Annotated in this window: 14 protein-coding genes; 5 read left to right on the forward strand and 9 right to left on the reverse strand. The window is 74.1% G+C overall.

The features are described 5' to 3' along the window. From NUM_RS04965 to mraZ, 4 genes are all read right to left on the reverse strand, one after another. On the reverse strand, positions 1–219 hold a 219-nt coding region (locus tag NUM_RS04965), incomplete at its 3' end, for a hypothetical protein (protein ID WP_207123361.1). A gap of 63 nt (positions 220–282) precedes the next feature. Further along, positions 283–1,161 (reverse strand): hypothetical protein, encoded by an 879-nt coding sequence (locus NUM_RS04970; RefSeq protein ID WP_207123362.1) that lies wholly within the window; start codon positions 1,159–1,161, stop codon positions 283–285. Then, positions 1,158–2,204 carry a 16S rRNA (cytosine(1402)-N(4))-methyltransferase RsmH gene (rsmH, locus tag NUM_RS04975; protein WP_207123363.1) on the reverse strand — a complete coding sequence of 349 codons (1,047 nt, stop codon included), beginning with the start codon at positions 2,202–2,204 and terminating at the stop codon, positions 1,158–1,160. The genes NUM_RS04970 and rsmH overlap by 4 nt, the downstream gene beginning before the upstream one ends. 262 nt (positions 2,205–2,466) lie before the next feature. After that, on the reverse strand, positions 2,467–2,895 hold the full coding sequence (gene mraZ, locus NUM_RS04980) for a division/cell wall cluster transcriptional repressor MraZ (protein WP_207123364.1): 429 nt from the start codon (positions 2,893–2,895) through the stop codon (positions 2,467–2,469). A gap of 620 nt (positions 2,896–3,515) precedes the next feature. Between mraZ and NUM_RS04985 the strand changes: the two genes are divergently transcribed. Together NUM_RS04985 and NUM_RS04990 are read left to right on the forward strand one after the other, a co-directional pair. Then, positions 3,516–4,730, forward strand: a complete 1,215-nt coding sequence (locus NUM_RS04985; RefSeq protein WP_225918342.1) for a MurT ligase domain-containing protein — start codon at positions 3,516–3,518, stop codon at positions 4,728–4,730. Next, positions 4,720–5,490 carry a type 1 glutamine amidotransferase gene (locus NUM_RS04990; protein WP_370466927.1) on the forward strand — a complete coding sequence of 257 codons (771 nt, stop codon included), beginning with the start codon at positions 4,720–4,722 and terminating at the stop codon, positions 5,488–5,490. Before NUM_RS04985 ends, NUM_RS04990 begins: the two co-directional genes overlap by 11 nt. 82 nt (positions 5,491–5,572) lie before the next feature. On the opposite strand, the gene NUM_RS04995 is transcribed toward NUM_RS04990, so the two are convergent. Both NUM_RS04995 and leuS read right to left on the reverse strand, forming a co-directional pair. Then, entirely contained in the window at positions 5,573–6,412 is an 840-nt protein-coding gene (locus NUM_RS04995; RefSeq protein WP_207123366.1) for a trypsin-like serine peptidase, read from the reverse strand. 106 nt (positions 6,413–6,518) lie between these two features. After that, entirely contained in the window at positions 6,519–9,422 is a 2,904-nt protein-coding gene (leuS, locus tag NUM_RS05000; RefSeq protein ID WP_207123367.1) for a leucine--tRNA ligase, read from the reverse strand. 591 nt (positions 9,423–10,013) lie between these two features. On the opposite strand from leuS, the gene NUM_RS05005 reads away from it, so the two are divergent. The 3 genes from NUM_RS05005 to NUM_RS05015 all read left to right on the forward strand — a co-directional run bounded on the left by NUM_RS05005 (position 10,014) and on the right by NUM_RS05015 (position 14,932). Further along, positions 10,014–10,991, forward strand: coding sequence for an AAA family ATPase (locus NUM_RS05005; protein WP_207123395.1), 978 nt, complete (start codon positions 10,014–10,016; stop codon positions 10,989–10,991). Between the two features lie 15 nt (positions 10,992–11,006). Then, the gene (locus NUM_RS05010) at positions 11,007–12,314 is read left to right on the forward strand and encodes a DUF58 domain-containing protein (RefSeq protein ID WP_207123368.1); all 1,308 of its coding nucleotides are present in this window, start codon (positions 11,007–11,009) and stop codon (positions 12,312–12,314) included. A 149-nt stretch (positions 12,315–12,463) separates the two neighbouring features. After that, a complete protein-coding gene (locus tag NUM_RS05015; protein ID WP_207123369.1) occupies positions 12,464–14,932 on the forward strand; it encodes a transglutaminaseTgpA domain-containing protein in 2,469 nt (822 codons plus the stop codon). Positions 14,933–15,244: 312 nt separating this feature from the next. On the opposite strand, the gene NUM_RS05020 is transcribed toward NUM_RS05015, so the two are convergent. From NUM_RS05020 to NUM_RS05030, 3 genes are all read right to left on the reverse strand, one after another. Continuing rightward, complete coding sequence (locus NUM_RS05020) at positions 15,245–15,655, reverse strand: DUF3040 domain-containing protein (protein WP_207123370.1); 411 nt, start codon at positions 15,653–15,655, stop codon at positions 15,245–15,247. Between the two features lie 174 nt (positions 15,656–15,829). Further along, positions 15,830–17,104 (reverse strand): DNA polymerase IV, encoded by a 1,275-nt coding sequence (locus NUM_RS05025; protein WP_207123371.1) that lies wholly within the window; start codon positions 17,102–17,104, stop codon positions 15,830–15,832. A gap of 142 nt (positions 17,105–17,246) precedes the next feature. Further along, positions 17,247–18,413, reverse strand: coding sequence for an alkaline phosphatase family protein (locus NUM_RS05030; protein WP_207123372.1), 1,167 nt, complete (start codon positions 18,411–18,413; stop codon positions 17,247–17,249). Positions 18,414–18,480: the final 67 nt, after the last annotated feature.

Raw genomic sequence — 18,480 nt, forward strand, 5'->3', positions numbered from 1 at the left:
GCGCTCCCGCCGTTCCTGCGACCGCCGCGCCTGGTCGGCCCGCCGGCTCGCGTCGGCCGGGTCCGCCGACTCGCGTACGGTGTGGCCCCGCGGCCGGTAACGCCGGGCGTCGCCGAGGCCGCCGGTGTCCCGGCGCAGCGGCACCACCACGTCGTCCGGGTCGTCGTCGGTCCGGCCGCCCCGGCGTGGGTCGGGCCCGGGTCCGCGTCGCGTCGCCATCGTGTCCTCTCGGGGCAGTGTCCTCTCGGGGCCGGGCCCGCGGCGGTGGTCCGGCCGGCGGCGCTACTGGCCGCCGCCGTGCGCGGGCACCGGCTGCGGCACGCCGATCACCTTGCCGTCCGGCAGCCGGATGAAGGCGGTCTGGCCGGCCGGCACCAGCCCCATCCGGGTCGCCGCGGCCTGCAGGTTGCCCGGCGACTGCAGATCGGCCAGCTGCTGGTTCAGCTGCTGCTCCTGATCGTCCAGAGTGGACTGCTGGGTACGCAGCTGCTGCACCCGCAGCGACGTGGTGTTGATCGCGGTGTTGAGCACCAGCAGGCCCACGATGCCCGCCGCCACCAACCCGAGCACCAGCAGGACGAACGGGGTACGCGGCAGCGCCACTGCCGCCGGCGGCGCGCTGCGCCGCCGCGACGCATCGGCGGCACCCGCGACCCGCGGTTCGGCCACCCGCTGGGGCTGCTCCGCCGGACGGGCGGCCGCCGGCCGGGCGGTACCGCGCCGGGGTGCGTCGCCGCGCCGGCGGCTGGGCGCGGCGGCCTTCCGGGTCGCCGGGTCGCCCTGCCGGGTCGGGGCGACGCCGCGACGCCGCTCCGGCCGTACCGTGCTGCCGGTCCGGCGAGCCTCGCCGCGCCGGCTGGCGTCCTGGCCGGTGCGCTGCTCGCCGGGCCGCCGGTCGGGTTCGCCGTGGCGCACCTCGTCACCACCGCGCGCCGGCTCGGCCCGGTACCGCTCGGCGCGACCGCTCAGGTCGCGGCGGACACCGTTGCGGCGTCCGGCCGGGTCGACCCGCGGGTCGCGACCGGCGCCGGCGCGGCCGGTCCGGAGGGGCCGGCCGGTCCGGCCGCGGGACGGGCGACCACCGGCCCGGTTGCGCACCGGATCGTCGTAGCCGGGCTGGTCGTAGCGTCGGTCGTCGTCGCGTACCGGTTCGGCGGTCATGTTCCCTCCCTCGTCGCCGAGTCACCGGGGCGGCCGCCCCGGATCCGTTCCGCGGCACGTAATCGTGCCGATGTCGCCCGCGGGTTCGCCGCGATCTCCGCCTCGTCCGGCTCCACCGCGCCGCGGGTGAGCAGCCGGAACCTCGGCTGCAGCGGCTCTGGCACCACCGGCAGGTCGGGCGGCGCGCTGCTGCGCGACCAGCCGGCCAGCTCGCGCTTGACGATCCGGTCCTCCAGCGACTGGTACGACAGGACCACCAGCCGGCCGCCCACCCGCAGCGCCGACAGCGCCGCCGGCAGCGCGCCCCGCAGCGCGTCCAGCTCGCCGTTGACGGCGATCCGCAGCGCCTGGAAGGTGCGCTTGGCCGGGTTGCCGCCGGTGCGCCGGGCCGGCGCCGGGATCGAGTCGCGGACCAGCTCGGCGAGCGTGACGCTGTCCTCGATCGGCGCCTCCGCACGACGCCGCACGATCGCCGCGGCGATGCGGGAGGCGAACCGCTCGTCGCCGTAGTCGCGCAGGATGCGGGTCAGCTCGCCGGCGCTCGCTCCGTTGACCAGCTCGGCCGCGGTGTCGCCGGTCGTCTGGTCCATCCGCATGTCCAGCGGCGCCGGACGGGAGTAGGAGAAGCCCCGCTCGTCGGAGTCCAGCTGCAGCGACGACACGCCCAGGTCGAACAGCACTCCGTCCACTGTGGACAGGCGCAGGTCGGCGAGCGCGGTACCGATCTCGTCGTACACCGCGTGCACCAGCCGGATCCGGTCGGCGAACCGGGCCAGCCGCTGCTCGCTGCGGCGCAGCGCCTCGGTGTCGCGGTCCAGCCCCACCAGTGTCAGCGCCGGAAAGGTCTCCAGGAACAACTCGGCGTGCCCGCCGAGGCCGAGGGTCGCGTCGACCAGCACGGGTTCGGGTCCGGACAGCGCCGGGCGCAGCAGTTCCAGACTTCGCTGAGCGAAGACGGGGACGTGCGTACCGGCCGGCACCGGCACGCCCGGCGTCGCCGGCCTGCGCCGCCCCGGCGCGACACGGCGTCGCTCGTCCCCCATACGACCCCCTCGTGAGCGACAGAACCGGTGGATTCACCACACATCCCGCTCGGCCGGCCCCGGGCCCCGGTGACACCCGGGCCCCACTGCCGAACGGACCTCACCCCCGCGGCGAACTCCACTGCCCGTGCCCTCAGGTCCCCATCCGCTCGATGCACCTGGCACCGGGGAAGTAGCGCCAGGTACGGCTGAGCGGCTGGAGACCTCACGGCACGACAACCGTCCACTCACCGCGCGCTGCGACACACGCCGCGCGCACCAGTCAGAACCCGGGCAGCACCCCCTCCTCGATGTCGGCGAAGGACTCCTCGCTCTCGGCGAGATAGCCCTGCCACGCCTCGCTGTCCCACACCTCGACCCGACTGGAGGCGCCGATCACCGCCAGCTCCCGGCGCAGCCCCGCGTAGTCGCGCAGGGCCGGCGGAACGGTGATCCGGCCCTGCTTGTCCGGCACCTGGTCGAACGCACTGGCAAAGAACACCCGGCTGTACGCCCGGGCCGCCTTGTGCGTGACCGGCGCCTGCTGCAACTGCTCGGCGAGCCGGTGGAACTCGGCCATGGGGAACACGTACAGGCAGCGCTCCTGCCCCTTCGTGATCACCAGGCCCTCCGCAAGCTCGTCGCGAAACTTTGCCGGAAGGATCAGCCGACCCTTGTCGTCCAGGCGCGGGGTATGGGTGCCAAGAAACATGGCCGCCCCTTCCCCCCGGAACTGGCGCTCGGCCCGGCGGATCCGCCGAGACCGCAGCGATGTCGCGAACGACAACGAGACGACTCAGCCGGCTCCCCCAACGCGCTCCACTGTACTCCACTTCCCCCCACCGTCAATCGACAACAGGCCGATACCGGTCCGCCGAAGTCGGTGAATCCCCAGGTCAGACCGGCGGGCGCCGGGTGGAACGGGGTACCGCTGTCGAGCGACCGGCGATCCGGTCAGGCAGCCGGAAACCACCGCAAAAGCCCCGCCCGGCCCGGTCGGCGTCCGGCCGGGCCGGCATCCGGTGGAGCGAAGTGGAGTACCACGCGGCCGGGTCGCGGTCAATCTGTCGCCGGCGACAGATTTCGAGCCCGGCGACGCGGTTCGGGGCGGCGCGCGAGACGCACCGCGTGCTGTGCCAAACTTCCAGAGGCGGTCCGGCGCGCGGGTACGACGAGGCGCCGTCGATCGCCGGTCGGCGATGCGGACGGGCCAGCCGACCCCTGGTCAGCGCCGGTGCGCCGATGCGCCGGTCCCGACACACCCGAGGAGCTTCCGTGGTGCGCGCCCAGCTCGCGACGGCCCTGGTACGAACCGCGGCCCGGCTGTCCCGGATGACCGGGCGCGGCGACGGCTCGGTGATCGGCGGACGGATCGGACTCGCGGTCGAACCGCGACTGCTCACCGTGCTCGCCCGCGGCCGGCAGGTGGCGCTGGTCTCCGGTACCAACGGGAAGACCACCACCACCCGGCTGCTGACCGCGGCGCTGGGCACCCTCGGCCCGGTCGCCTCCAACAGCTACGGGGCGAACATGCCGACCGGGCACACCACCGCGCTGGCCCAGTCCCCCAATGCCCAGCACGCCGTGCTCGAGGTCGACGAGCACTACCTGCGTACGGTGCTCGCCGAGACCCGGCCGCGGGTGGTGGCGCTGCTCAACCTCAGCCGCGACCAGCTCGACCGGGCGATGGAGGTCGGCATGCTCGCCGACCGGTGGCGCGAGGTGCTCGGCGCGTTGCGCGAGCAGGCGGCCACCCCCGGTGCCGAGCCGACCCAGGTGGTGGCCAACTGCGACGACCCGCTGGTGACCTGGGCCGCCAGCGCGGCGCCGCAGGTGATCTGGGTGGCCGCCGGCCAGCGCTGGCAGGAGGACTCCTGGGTCTGCCCGCAGTGCGGCGCGCACCTCAAGCGCGAGGGCGTCGACTGGGCCTGCCCGGGCTGCGACCTGCGCCGGCCGCAGCCGACCTGGTGGCTGGCCGACGACGACACCGTGGCGGGCCCGGACGGCATCCGGCAGCCGGTCACGCTGCAGCTGCCCGGACGGGTCAACCGGGCCAACGCGGTCACCGCGCTGGCGGCCGCGGCGCTGTTCGGGGTGCGGCCGGCCGACGCGGCACCGCGGCTGGCCGAGGTCGCCTCCATCGCCGGGCGGTACGCCACGGTCGAGCGGGACGGCCGCAGCATCCGGCTGCTGCTGGCCAAGAACCCGGCCGGCTGGCTGGAGGCGTTCGACATGGTCGACCGGATCTCGCCGGCCGGCGCACCGCCACCCCCGGTGCTGCTGTCGATCAACGCCCGGGTGGTCGACGGCCTGGACACCTCCTGGCTGTACGACGTGGACTACGCGTCGCTGCGCGGGCACCGGGTGCTCGTCACCGGCGACCGGCGGTACGACCTCGCCGTGCGGTTGGAGGTCAACGAGGTGCCGTTCGAGGTGGTGGACGCGTTCACCGACGCGCTCGCGGCGGTACCGCCGGGCCGGCTCGAAGTGATCGCCAACTACACCGCATTCCAGGACATCCGAGCGGAGCTGGGCCGTGCCAACTGACCCCGCAGCAAGCGGACTGCCGATCGATCCCGCCGCCGCGCGCAGCGACAGCCATCTGCGGATCGTGTGGGTCTACCCCGACCTGCTGTCCACCTACGGTGACCGGGGCAACCTGCTGATCCTGGCCCGCCGGGCGCAGGCCCGCGGCATCGACGTGGAGACCATCCCGATCGCCTACGACGAGCCGATCCCGCGCAGCGGCGACATCTACCTGGTCGGCGGCGGCGAGGACCGGCCGCAGACCCTTGCGGCGCAACGGATGCGGGCCGACGGCGGGCTGCGGGCGGCGGTCTCGGCCGGCGCCGCGGTGCTCGCCGTGTGCGCCGGCATCCAGCTGATCGGCGAGTACTTCCACATCGACGGCAACCGGATCGCCGGCGCCGAGCTGCTCGACCTGCGCAGCGACCGCGGCGAGTCGCGGGCGGTCGGCGAGCTGGTCGGCGAGGTCGACCCGCGGCTCGGGCTGCCGCTGCTGACCGGCTTCGAGAACCACGGTGGCCGGTGCCACCTCGGCCCGGCGGCGAACCCGCTGGCGAAGGTGCTCGTCGGTACCGGCAACGACGGCAAGACCGAGGGCGCCTGGGCCGGCCGGGTGATCGGCACGTACCTGCACGGGCCGGCGCTGTCGCGCAACCCGGCGCTGGCCGACCTGGTGCTGTCCTGGGCGCTGGACGTGCCGCTGACGGCGCTGCCGCCGATCGACGACAGCTGGCCGGAGAGGCTGCGCGCGGAGCGGCTCGCCGCGGTCCTGCCCCGCTGACCGCACCGGCGCGCGGGGAGCGCTCACCGCGGGCGGAACGACCCGCGGTGGGCGCCCGGGCGGGGTGTGCGGGCGGCGCCGGTCAGTGCTGCTCGTCGCGGACCGCGGTGCGGTACAGGTCGAGCACGCCGTTGCCGAAGTACGGGCTGTAGGACACGTCCGGGGTGGCCCCGCCGGTCTGGTAGCCGCCGATCACGCCGACCACGGTGCCGATGTGCGTCTCGCGGTCCAGGTCGGTGACCCACGGGCTGCCGCTGGTGCCGCCCGGGAAGCCGGTGCACTCGATCCGTAGCTGCCCGGCGGAGAACCTCGTGGTGTCGTTGCCGCAGGTGATCGGCTGCTCGGTCGAGGCGGGATAGCCGGTGATCTGCACCCGCAGCCGGTAGCCGCGGTCGTAGCCGAGCTTGTTGCCGCCGAACACGTCCCCGACCCGCCGGCCGTGCACGGTGGCCACGTCGGCGAACGCGACGTCGTAGTTCGGGTCGGAGTGCCGTACCCACCGCTTGTCCACGACGACGTGCGTGATCGGCCACTCCCCGTACGGGGCGTCGCCGTCCCGGTAGCCCGGCACGAACATCAGGTCGGTGCTCTCGTGGCCGCCCTTGCCCCCGTGTACGCAGTGCGCGGCGGTCAGGATGACCGAATCGCCGGGACTGTCGACGATGCTCGCCGTGCAGAAGTGGCCGCCGGAACCGTTGTCGGAGAACACGGCGCCGACCCGGGCCGCGCCGACCGTGGGTCGGGCGGTGCGCTGGACGCCCGGCGTACCGAACGGGCTCGCCGAGCGCATCCGCGGCCCCGACCACGGACCGCTCGCCGCGGCCGACGGCCGGGACGGGTGGTGCGTGCCGCAGCCCGCAGCAAGGGCACCGAGCAACACTGCCAGTACGGCGATCGTGACGCCGCGTCGTCGAACCAGCACCCTGCCAGCCTACGACCGCCCGGCTGAACCGAACGGAAGGCGCAGGTCAGCGGACGGCGAAGCGGGGGCCGTCCCGGCGCGGTGCCGGGACGGCCACACCGCGGCGTCACAGCACGACGCTGACCATCCGGCCCGGTACCACGATGACCTTGCGCGGGGTGCGACCGGCCAGCGCGGCGGCCACCTTCTCCTCGGCCAGTGCCGCCGCCTCCACCACGTCCGCGGCGGCGTCCGGCGCCACCTCGATCCGGCCGCGTACCTTGCCGTTGACCTGCACCGGGTAGACCACCGACGGGGCGGTCAGCCACTGCGGGTCGGCGACCGGGAACGGCTGGTAGGCCAGCGAGTCGTCGTGGCCCAGCAGCTGCCACAGCTGCTCGGCGACGTGCGGCGCGAACGGCGCGACCATCAGCACCAGCGGCTCGGCGATCTCGCGCGGCGCACCGTCGGCGGAGACCTGCACCAGCTTGTTGGTCAGCTCGATCAGCTTCGCGATCGCGGTGTTGAACCGCAGCTCCGCGGTCTCGGTGGTGACCCCGTCGATGGTGCGGTGCAGCAGCCGGCGGGTGTCGTCGTCGATCGCGATGTCGGCGACGCGCGGCTGCCCGGTCTGCTCGTCGACCAGCGAGCGCCAGACCCGCTGCAGGAACCGGAACGAGCCGACCACGGCGCGGGTCTCCCACGGCCGGGACGCCTCCAGCGGCCCCATCGACATCTCGTACACCCGGAACGTGTCGGCACCGTAGGCGTCGCACATCTCGTCTGGGGTGACCACGTTCTTCAGCGACTTGCCCATCTTGCCGTACTCGCGCTCCACCGGACGGCCGTCGTAGACGTAGCCGTCGTCGGTGGACTCCACCTGCTCGGCGGGCACGTAGAAGCCGCGCTCGTCGGTGTACGCGTACGCCTGCACGTAGCCCTGGTTGATCAGCCGGCGGAACGGCTCGGCGCTGTCCACGTACCCCAGGTCGTGCAGCACCTTGTGCCAGAACCGCGCGTACAGCAGGTGCAGCACCGCGTGCTCGACCCCGCCGACGTACAGGTCGACGCCGCCCGGGTCGGTGGCGTCGCGCGGGCCCATCCAGTACTGCTCGTTCGCCGGGTCGACCGGCGCGTCGGCGTTGGTCGGATCCAGGTAGCGCAGCTCGTACCAGCAGGAGCCGGCCCAGTTGGGCATCGTGTTGGTCTCCCGGCGGTACCGCTTCGGCCCGTCGCCCAGGTCCAGCGTGACGTGCACCCAGTCGGTCGCCTTGGCCAGCGGCGGCGCCGGCGACGAGTCCGCGTCGTCGGCGTCGAAGGTGACCGGGGAGAAGTCGTCCACCTCGGGCAGCTCGACCGGCAGCGCCTCGGCCGGCAGCGGGTGCGCCAGTCCCTGCTCGTCGTAGACCACCGGGAACGGCTCGCCCCAGTACCGCTGCCGGCTGAACAGCCAGTCGCGCAGCTTGTAGGTGGTGGTGGCCTCGCCGTGGCCGTGCGCGGCCAGCCAGTCGGCGATGCGCTTCTTCGCCTCCGGCACGGCCAGGCCGTCCAGGCTCACCCCGTCGCCGGTCGAGTTGACCACCGCCGCGGTGCCGGAGACGAACGCGTCGTCCCAGCTCGCCGGGTCGTCGCCGCGGCCGTCGTCCGGGGCGACCACGCAGCGCATCGGCAGCCCGTACGCCCGGGCGAAGGCGAAGTCGCGGTGGTCGTGCGCGGGCACCGCCATGATCGCGCCGGTGCCGTAGCCGGCCAGCACGTAGTCGGCGATGAAGATCGGAATCCGCGCGCCGTTGACCGGGTTGATCGCGTACGCGCCGGTGAACACCCCGGTCTTGTCCTTGTTCTCCTGCCGCTCCAACTCCGACTTGGTCGCCGCCGCCCGCCGGTAGTCGGCCACCGCGGTGGCCGGGTCGGCCGCGCCGCCGGTCCACGCCGCCGGGGTGTCGGCCGGCCAGCTCGCCGGGGTGATCGCGGTGACCAGGTCGTGCTCCGGCGCCAGCACCATGTAGGTGGCGCCGAACAGGGTGTCCGGCCGGGTGGTGAACACGGTGATCGACTCGGCGTGCTCGGCCACGTCGAAGGCGACCCGGGCGCCGTGCGAGCGGCCGATCCAGTTGCGCTGCATCATCTTGACCGGCTCCGGCCACTCCAGCGTGTCCAGGTCGTCCAGCAGCCGGTCGGCGTAGGCGGTGATGCGCATCATCCACTGCGCCAGGTCGCGCCGGAACACCGGGAAGTTGCCCCGCTCGGACCGGCCGTCCGGGGTGACCTCCTCGTTGGCCAGCACGGTGCCCAGCCCCGGGCACCAGTTCACCGGCGCCTCGGAGCGGTAGGCCAGCCGGTGGCCGTCCAGCACCCCGGCGCGCTCGGTCTCGGACAGCTGTGCCCACGGCCGACCGTCCGGCGTCGGCCGGGCCCCGGACGCGAACTGCTCGACCAGCTCGCCGATCGGGCGGGCCCGGTGCTGCTCGGCGTCGTACCAGGAGTTGTAGATCTGCAGGAAGATCCACTGGGTCCAGCGGACGAACTCCGGGTCGGTGGTAGCGAACGAGCGCCGGTCGTCGTAGGCCAGCCCCAGCCGGCGCATCTGCCCCCGGTACCGGTCGATGTTCTCCTCGGTGGTCTTGCGCGGGTGCTGACCGGTCTGCACCGCGTACTGCTCGGCGGGCAGGCCGAACGCGTCGAACCCCATCGCGTGCAGCACGTTGAACCCGGCCATCCGCTGGAACCGGGTCAGGCAGTCGGTGGCGATGTAGCCCAGCGGGTGACCGACGTGCAGCCCGGCACCCGACGGGTACGGGAACATGTCGATCACGTACTTCTTGGGTCGGGTCAGCCGGTCGGCCTCGGCGCTGCCCGGCGCGGGGGCCAGCGGGCCGACCGGGTTCGGCGCCCGGAACGTGCCCTGCTCCTCCCACCGGTCCTGCCAGCGGCGCTCGATGTCGGCGGCCAGCGCCGCGGTGTAGCGGTACGGCGGGGCATCCGCGCCGGAACCCGCGGCACCGCCGGTCTGTTGCGCACTGTCGGTCATCGCAATCCACCACCGCTATCTGTCGTCACGCCTGGAATGTCGCGGAGCCTGCGCACCGGCGCCCTGAGGCCGGTGCACGAAAAAACCCCTCACGCAGGAGGGGTTTGCCGTGCCGCGTCGCCGGCGCAGCCGCGCCGGCGGCCGATCAGCACGGCCCGGTAAGAAGCAGGCCAGCCGCCATCATGTCGGGCAGTCTACCTCCCCGGCGCCGCGGCCCGGCACCCTGTTACCGCCCGCGCGGAGTGGCCAGCACATCTCGGACGATCGGCGGTACCGGGGACGGGGCGCCGACGCCAGGATGGCGAACGGGACGCTCGCCACCGGGACGGCGAACGGGATGGTCGGTACCACGATGGCGAACGGTGACGGAAGCGTTGTCGAAAGATGATCAGCCGGGCCACCGGCGGTACCCGTATAGCCTGAGAGGATGCACTCGGGCAGCCCGCCGTCACCGGGCTGCGACGCGCAGACCGTCACCGGGCGGTACGCGTCGGTGACAGCGCCCGGACGCGTGCGCGCCGCGAACGCGTGCGGCGGACAAGGAGGAGGCCGGTGACCGCCCAACACACTCTCGACGAGCTCGGTGCGCCGATGCCCGCGGAGCAGCTTCGGGAGACCGCCGAGGCCATCGTCGGCAACATCGAGCGGGTCATCGAGGGCAAACCGGCGATCGTCCGGTTGGCTCTCGCGGTGCTGCTCGCCGAGGGGCATCTGCTCATCGAGGACGTGCCCGGCGTCGGCAAGACCAAGCTCGCCAAGGCGCTCGCCCGCTCGATCGACTGCTCGGTGCGGCGCATCCAGTTCACGCCGGACCTGCTGCCGTCCGACGTCACCGGCGTCAGCGTGTACAACCAGGAGAACCGCGACTTCGAGTTCAAGCCGGGCGCGGTGTTCGCCAACCTGGTGGTCGGCGACGAGATCAACCGGGCGTCCCCGAAGACCCAGTCGGCGCTGCTGGAGTGCATGGAGGAGCGTCAGGTCACCGTCGACGGGACCACCTTCCGGCTGCAGACGCCGTTCATGGTGATCGCCACCCAGAACCCGATCGAGATGGAGGGCACCTACCCGCTGCCGGAGGCGCAGCGGGACAGGTTCACCGCCCGGATCGCGATGGGGTACCCCAGCCCGGACGCCGAGTTGACCATGCTCGACCTGCACGGCGCCGGTGACCCGCTGGACGAGCTGTCCCCGGTGTCGGACGCCGACACCATCCGGCGGCTGATCGCCACGGTGCGGCGGGTGCACGTCTCCGAGCCGCTCAAGCAGTACGCGGTGGACATCGTCGCGACCACCCGGCAGTCGCCGGACCTGCGGCTGGGGGCGAGCCCCCGGGCCGGGCTGCAGTTGCTGCGCACCGCGCGTGCGGTCGCCGCGCTGGAGGGCCGTGACTACGTGACGCCCGACGATCTGCAGGCGCTGGTGGTGCCGGTGCTCGCGCACCGGGTGATCCCCACCCCGGAGGCGCAGCTGGCCCGGCGCACCACCGACGCGATCGTGGCCGACCTGGTGCGCCGCATTCCGGTGCCGGGCGCCCGGCCGGGCGATGGTCGCGGCCACTGGCAGGGATGACCGGGGAGGCGGCCGGTGAGATCGGCATTGCGCGGACTGACCACGAGGGGGCGGTGCTTCCTGGCCGCCGCGGTGGCCGCGGCGCTGTCGGCGCTGCTGCTCGGCGAGTCCGATCTGCTCCGGGTGGCGGTGCTGCTCGCGGCGGTGCCGGTGCTGTCGGCCGCGGCCGTCGCCCGGACCCGCTACCAGCTGCGCTGCTCGCGGGTGCTGCAGCCGCAACGGGTGTCGGTCGGTGGCACCGCCCGGGTGGTGTTGCGGCTGGTCAACACGTCCCGGCTGCCGACCGGGACGCTGCTTTTGGAAGACCGCCTGCCGTACGCGCTGGGTAGCCGGCCGCGGCTGGTGCTGGAGCGGCTGGCCGGGCACAAGGCCAGTTCGGTGGCGTACACGGTGCGCGCCGACGTGCGCGGCAAGTACGAGGTGGGTCCGCTGGTGGTGCGGCTGACCGACCCGTTCGGGCTGTGCGAGCTGACCCGGGCGTTCCCCAACGTCGACACGCTGCGGGTGGCGCCGCGGGTGGTGCCGCTGTCCCCGGTGCGGCTGACCGGCGAGTACTCGGGCGCCGGCGAGAGTCACGCCCGGTCGGTGGCGGTGCACGGCGAGGACGATGCCGCGACCCGGGAGTACCGGTACGGCGACGACCTGCGCCGGGTGCACTGGCGCTCCACCGCCAAGGCCGGCGAGCTGATGGTGCGGCGCGAGGAGCAGCCCTGGGAGAGCCGCGCGACCGTCCTGCTGGACACCCGGGTACGAGGACACCGCGGCGAGGGGCCGACCGCGAGCTTCGAGTGGGCGGTCTCGGCGGCGGCGAGCATCGCGGTGCACCTGCGGCACTGCGGGTACCGGATGCGGCTGGTCACCGAGACCGGCACCGACCTGGACTCCGGTACCGGCGAGTCCGGGGGCAGCATCGGGCTGCTGCTCGACCACCTGGCCGAGGTGAAACTGTCCCAGCGCGGCGACCTGACCCAGGTGGCACGCCAGGTGCACGCCCGGGACGACGGCGGGCTGATCGTCGCGGTGCTCGGCATGATGCGGCCGGAGGAGGCCGAGGCGGTCGCCGCGCTGCGCACCTCCGGTACCACCTGCGTCGGGTTCCTGCTGGACGCCGCCGGCTGGCTGCGCCTGCCGGCCGAGCAGCGGGCGACGCAGGACACGGCGTACCAGACGAGCGCGTTGACGCTGCTGCGGGCCGGCTGGCGGGTGATCGGGGTGCCGCACGGCAGCTCGTTCGCCGCGCTGTGGCCGCAGGCCGGGCACGGCTCCCGCGGCGTCGCGGTCCGGGCGAGCCTGGCCGACACCGTCACCGGGACCGTGCGATGACCGCGCGTTCGGCCCGACGGTGCCGAGACCGGGAGACGCACCCGCCGGCGGGCGCCGACGGAGACCTGCCGATGACACCGCGACCGGAGGTCCGCCGATGACACCGCGACCGGAGGTCCGCCGATGACACCGCGACCGGAGGTCCGCCGATGACACAGCGGCGCGCGGTGGCGCTGGTGGCCGGCGCGGCGACGCTGCTGTCCACCACGGTGCTGTCCACCATCTTCGACCTGTACAGCTGGGTGCTGTACTCGTTCCTGTCGATCGCGGTCGTGGTGATCGTGTCGATCTGCGCCCGGGCGGTGCGGATCCCGGTGTGGGGGCAGGGGCTGGCCGCGCTCGCGGCGCTGCTGCTGCTGGTGACCTGGACCTTCCCGTCCGGCCACGAGTTTCTCCGGGTGTTGCCGAGCGCCAGCACGTTCCGGCACTTCGACGCGCTGCTGACGCAGGCCGGGCAGGACGTGCAGCGGCTGGCGGTGCCGGTGCCCGAACGCGTCTCGCTCGACTTCCTGGTCGCGGTCGGGGTGGGGCTGGTGGCGATCGCGGTCGACGTGCTCGCCGTCGGCATGCGGCATCCGGCGCTGGCCGGCCTGCCGCTGCTCGCGCTGTACTCGGTGCCGGTGGCGGTGCACCCCGACAGCGTGTCCTGGATCCCGTTCGTGCTCAGCGCGGCCGGCTACCTGTGGCTGCTGATGACCGACCACATCGACCGGGTACGCCGGTGGGGTCGGCGGTTCACCGGCGACGGCCGCGACATCGACACCTGGGAGCCGTCGCCGCTGGCCGCCGCGGGACGGCGGGTCGGGTTCGCCGCGCTGGTGCTCGCGGTGGTGGTGCCGCTGCTCGTACCGGGGCTGTCGACCGGCGTGCTGGACCGCATCGCCGCCTACAACTCCGGTACCGGTACCGGCACCGGCGGCACGACCCAGCTCGGTACCAGCATCAACCCCATCTCGACGTTGCGCGGCAGCCTGCGGCTGGGTACCCCGATCAACCTGTTCCAGCTGCGCACCAGCGACCCGGATCCGGGCTACCTGCGCACCGCGGTGGCCGACCAGATCACCGACAACGGGTTCAAGCCGCGGCAGTCCCGGCAGGCGCAGCCGCTGGCGCGTGGCCTGGTCGAGCCGACCAGCGGCAAGCCGTCGTCGCTGAAGTACCAGCGTTACCAGGCCCAGCTGACCGGGCAGCGGCTGGACGACCGGTACCTGCCGCTGTTCGGCAACCCGACGACGGTGCAGGCTCCGGGCGGCGCGAACTGGCGTTACGACGCGGACACCGGGGTGGTGGCCGCCGACCGGCCGGCGACCGCCGGACGCAGTTGGCGCACCAACTACGACAGCTTCGACTTCAAGGCCAAGGACCTGCGGGCCGCACCGGCGCTGTCCAGCGGTGACCCGGCGGTGAAGAGCAACACCGAGGTACGACACATCCCGCAGATCACCGACCAGGTCGACAAGCTGGTCCGCGGCAAGGCCAACGAGTACGACCGGGTGCGGGCGATCCTCGACTTCTTCTCGCCGAAGAACCACTTCAAGTACAGCCTGCAGACCAAGGCGGGCACCAGCGGCAGCGCCATCGTCGACTTCCTCAAGGGCCGCCAGGGCTACTGCGAGCAGTACGCCTCGGCGATGGCCTGGATGACCCGCGAGGCCGGGATCCCGTCCCGGGTCGTGGTCGGCTACACCCACGGCACCCGGCTGGGCAACGGTACGACCTGGCAGATCACCAGTCACGAGGCGCACGCCTGGGTCGAGGTCTGGTTCCCCACGTTCGGCTGGGTGCCGTTCGACCCGACCCCGTCGACCGAGGTGTCCGGCTCCGCGGTGTTCGGCTGGGCGCCGAACCCGAGCGAGCCGGACCCGTCCAGCAGCGGCGGCAGCACCGCCGGCCAGTCCGGGCGCAAGGAGACCGGCTCACCGGCCGACGCGGGGCAGCACGGCGGGGCCGGTGTCAACCGCGCCGACGGCGGCTCTGGCAGCGGCTCGACCGTCTGGCTGTACTGGGCGCTGGGCGCGGTGGTGCTGGTCGGCCTGCTCGCCGTCCCGGCAGCCCGCCGCGGGATGCTGCGCGGTCGCCGGTCCCGGGCCGAGGACCGCGTTCTCGCGGTGTCCCCCGCGTCCGACGGGGATCCGCCGGAGGTGCGGGTCGACGGCGGCGACGACGCACGTACCGCGGCCGGCCGGCGCGCCGCCCACGCGGCCTGGGACGAGCTGGTCGACACGATGGTCGACCTGCGCTACGAGGTACCGACGTCCGAGACACCGCGCGCGATGGCGGCACGGCTGGTCCGCGACGAGTCGCTGCCGGCCGGCCCGGCGGACGCGGTCCGCCGGCTCGCGCTGGCCGAGGAGCGGGCCCGTTACGCCCGGACCCCGGCGGACGCGGCCGGGCTGCGCGACGCGTCCCGGCAGGCCCGCACCGGCCTGGCCGAGCGGGTACCGCGACTGCGCCGGTTCGGTGCGACGATCCTGCCGCGCTCGGTGCTCCGCCGCTGGCGGCACGCGATCTCCGACACGGTGACCGCGGTCGCCGCCCGGGTCACCGGCTGGCAGCAGGCCGCACACCGCCTGGTGCCGCGCCCGCTGCGCACCCGCCGCGCCGACCGCACCGGCTGAGCACCGTCACCACCCGGGCCGGCCCGAGCGCAGGCACCACCGGGCCGGCCGGCTTGGCGGACGCCGTCACCACCGGGCTGGCTTGGCGGACGCCGTCACCACCGAGCTGGCTTGGCGGACGCCGTCACCACCGAGCTGGCTTGGCGGACGCCGTCACCACCGAGCCGGCTTGGCGGACGCCGAGCGGATCGGTCACCACCGGCCCGGCCAGACATCGAACGGGCCGGCCATCGCCAACTGGCTCGGCAGACGCGGAACGGGCCGGCTGGGCCGGCCCGTTCCGGGCGGTACGACAGCTGCCGCGGCGTGGCGTCAGCGGTGACCCTCCGGGCGGTTGCGCCAGCGGTCTTCGAGCCGGTCCAGCCAGGAGCCGCCGCGTCGCAGTGACGTGGTCGAGCGGCGGGGCCGGCGGCTCGAACCACCGACGACGCGCAGGTGGCCACGGCCACGGCGGCTGCCGGTGCGGCGGCGCGACTGCAACGCGAACGCCGGGCCGGCGAGCATGATCACGAAACCGATCACGCCGAGCAGCGTGCTGTGCAGCATCGCGCCTGCGACCAGCACCCCCAACCCGACGACGAGGATGATCCCGGCGATCACCAGGCGACGGCGCGCGTGATGTCGCGGATCGTTCGCGCGCACGGCCGAAGCGAACTTGGGGTCGTCAGCCAGCGACCGCTCGATCTCCTCGAACAGTCGCTGCTCGTGCTCCGAGAGCGGCACGGCACTCCTCCCGGTCGACGCGGCCGGCGAAGCCGGCTGACCGAGCAGCCAGGGTCCGGCTGCCTACTGGCCAGTCTACGAGCGGGTCACCTCTGCGGGAAGCAGGAGTCGACCCTCGTTCAGCGGATGCCCCCATGCTCTCACCGGTGCCGCTCGCTCGCCCACTTTCCTGGCTCAACTGGGTGATTCATCCCGGTATCTGGCGTCAGCGGCGCGCTGCCCGGGTGACAGCAGCGACGCCGGTCGCACCGCGGCGGCACCGAACCGTTCGGTGGCGGCGTCCACGGCCCGCTCCGCGTCGCGCCAACCGTGCTCGCGCTCGCCCAGCACCAGCTGCCGCGGCGCCGCCTCGTCCTGCAGCCCTTCGAGCCGCAGGCCGATCAGCCGGACCTGCTCCCGGGTGCCGAGGGCGTCGAACAGCGACCAGCCGGTCTCGAACATCTCCCGCGCCACGTCGGTGGGATCGGGCAGGGTGCGCGAGCGGGTGATGGTGCGAAAGTCGGCGAACCGCACCTTGATGCTGACCGTACGGCCGGTGACGCCGGCGCGGCGAGCCCGGGTGGCGCAGCGGCCGGCCAGCTCCAGCAGCACCCGCCGGATCTTCTCCGGGTCGGCGATGTCGGTCTCGAACGTGGTCTCGGCCCCGACCGACTTCTCCGGGGTGTGCGGCGTGACCGCGCGCGGGTCACGACCCCAGGACAGCTCGTACAGATGGCTGCCCACCGCGGGCCCGAGCGCGGTCACCAGCGTCTCCGGGCGGCTGTGCGCGATGTCGGCGACGGTCGTCACGCCGAGCCGGCGCAGTGCCTGCTCGGTGCGCTCCCCCACCCCCCACAGCGCCCCCACCGGGAGGCGGTGCAGGTAGGCGACGACCCGGTCGGCCGGCACCACCAACAGCCCGTCCGGCTTGGCCCGCGAGGAGGCCAGCTTCGCCACGAACTTGGTCGGGGCCACCCCCACCGAGCAGGTCAGGCCGAGCTCGTCGACCACCCGCGCGCGGATCTGCCGGGCCACCTGCGCCGGGCTGCCGAGCAGCCGCCGGGCGCCGGACACGTCGAGGAAGGCCTCGTCCAGCGACAGCGGCTCGACCAGCGGGGTGGTCTGCGCGAAGATCCGCATCACCGCATCGGAGGCGGCCCGGTAGGCGGCGAAGTCGGGCGGCAGGAAGATCGCCGCCGGGCACAACCGGCGGGCCCGGGCGGTCGGCATCGCCGAGTGCACGCCGAACTGGCGCGCCTCGTAGCTCGCCGAGCTGACCACCCCGCGGCCGGCCACCCCGCCGACCACGACCGGGCGACCGCGCAGCTCGGGCCGGCGGTGCACCTCCACGGACGCGAAGAACGCGTCCATGTCCACGTGCAGGATCGAGCACCCGGTGTCGTCGGCATCCGGACCGAAGCCGTCCGCCCCGCCCGGCCCCTCCCCCGGCTGCAACTGGTTGCGACCCATCGATGCTCCCCCGCGCCCGCTCGCCGGCCCGCACCCCGGCCGATCCGTTCCCGACCGTACCGGTGGGGTCCGACAGGACCGGTGGGGTCCGACAGGACCGTGGCATGGATGTTCCGGGGCGGACGAGCGGGGCCGGCACGGGTCAGGGGGTGGGGCGGGCGAGCAGGAGCGGAACGGTCATCTCCACCTCGGTGAGCGAACCGTGGTAGCCGGAGAAGGCCGACTCGGTCGGTTCCGCCCGGCTACGGATCAGGACCGACCGGCCGCGGCAGACGGCGACCACGTCGCCGATACGCTCGGCGGCGGCCGGCGTGGTCGGACCGTACCAGCCGGCGGCGATCGCCTCGTCCCGCGAGACGACCTCGGCCCGGCCGGCCAGCAGCTCGCGCCAGGCGGCCAGGACGTCGGTCGCGGCGCCGGGCTCGGCGTGCACGTACCGGGCGCGCCCCTCGCCGGCGATCACCCGGGTACCGCGGCGCAGGTCCGGGTCGGTGTCCAGGTCGATCCGGTCCGCGTCGCCGACCCGGACCATGCCGTGGTCGGCGGTCACCACCAGCGCGGTGTCGCCCGGCAGCACCGCGGTGATGCCGGCCACGACCTCGTCGACGGCGGCGACCGCGGCCAGCCACGGCGCCGACCCCGGGCCGGACAGGTGGCCGGTGTGGTCGATCTCCGGCCGGTACACGAGGATCACGCCACGCTCGGCGGCCGCCAGCGCGCGGGTCACCGCCGCGACGAACTGGTCGGTGCCGCGGGCGCTCAGGTAGTCGGCGCCCCGGTACGCGGCATCGGTCAGACCGCTGGTCGCGAACGACGGCGAGCCGACCACCCAACCCGGTACGCCGGCGGCGCGACCCCGGTCGAAGCAGCTGGCCAGCGGCTGCCAGCGGCGCGGGTCGACATCGGCGTCCCAGCGGATGTGGGTGAACAGCCGGTCGGTGCCGGGCAGCCGCACCGTGAAGCCGATCACGCCGTGCCGGCCGGGCGGCGCGCCGACCCCCAGCGACACCAGGCTGGTCGGCGTCGTCGACGGGAAACCGCAGGTCAGCGGGGGCAGCGCGGTGGCGGCAGCGAGCGTCGGCGCGACCGGCGCGGCGAGCGGCAACAGGTGCGCGCCGAGGCCGTCGGCCAGCAGTACCACGATCCGGCGGATCCCCGGCAGTACCGCGGACAGCCCGAGCGGGTCGACGCCGCCGTTCCCCTCGGCACCGCCGGCGACCGTCGCGTACGCCGAGCCGAGCAGGTCGGTGAGGCTGCGCTCGCCGTACCGCGGGGTGACGAAGGGGCCCGGGTCAGTGGGCGTCGGCATGGCCGACCGGATCAGTCGGTGTCGGCATGGCCGACCGGGCCAGTGGCGTCGGCATGGCCGACCGGGC

It is taken from the genome of Actinocatenispora comari (assembly GCF_017312725.1).
GTDB classification, from domain to species: Bacteria; Actinomycetota; Actinomycetes; order Mycobacteriales; family Micromonosporaceae; genus Actinocatenispora; species Actinocatenispora comari.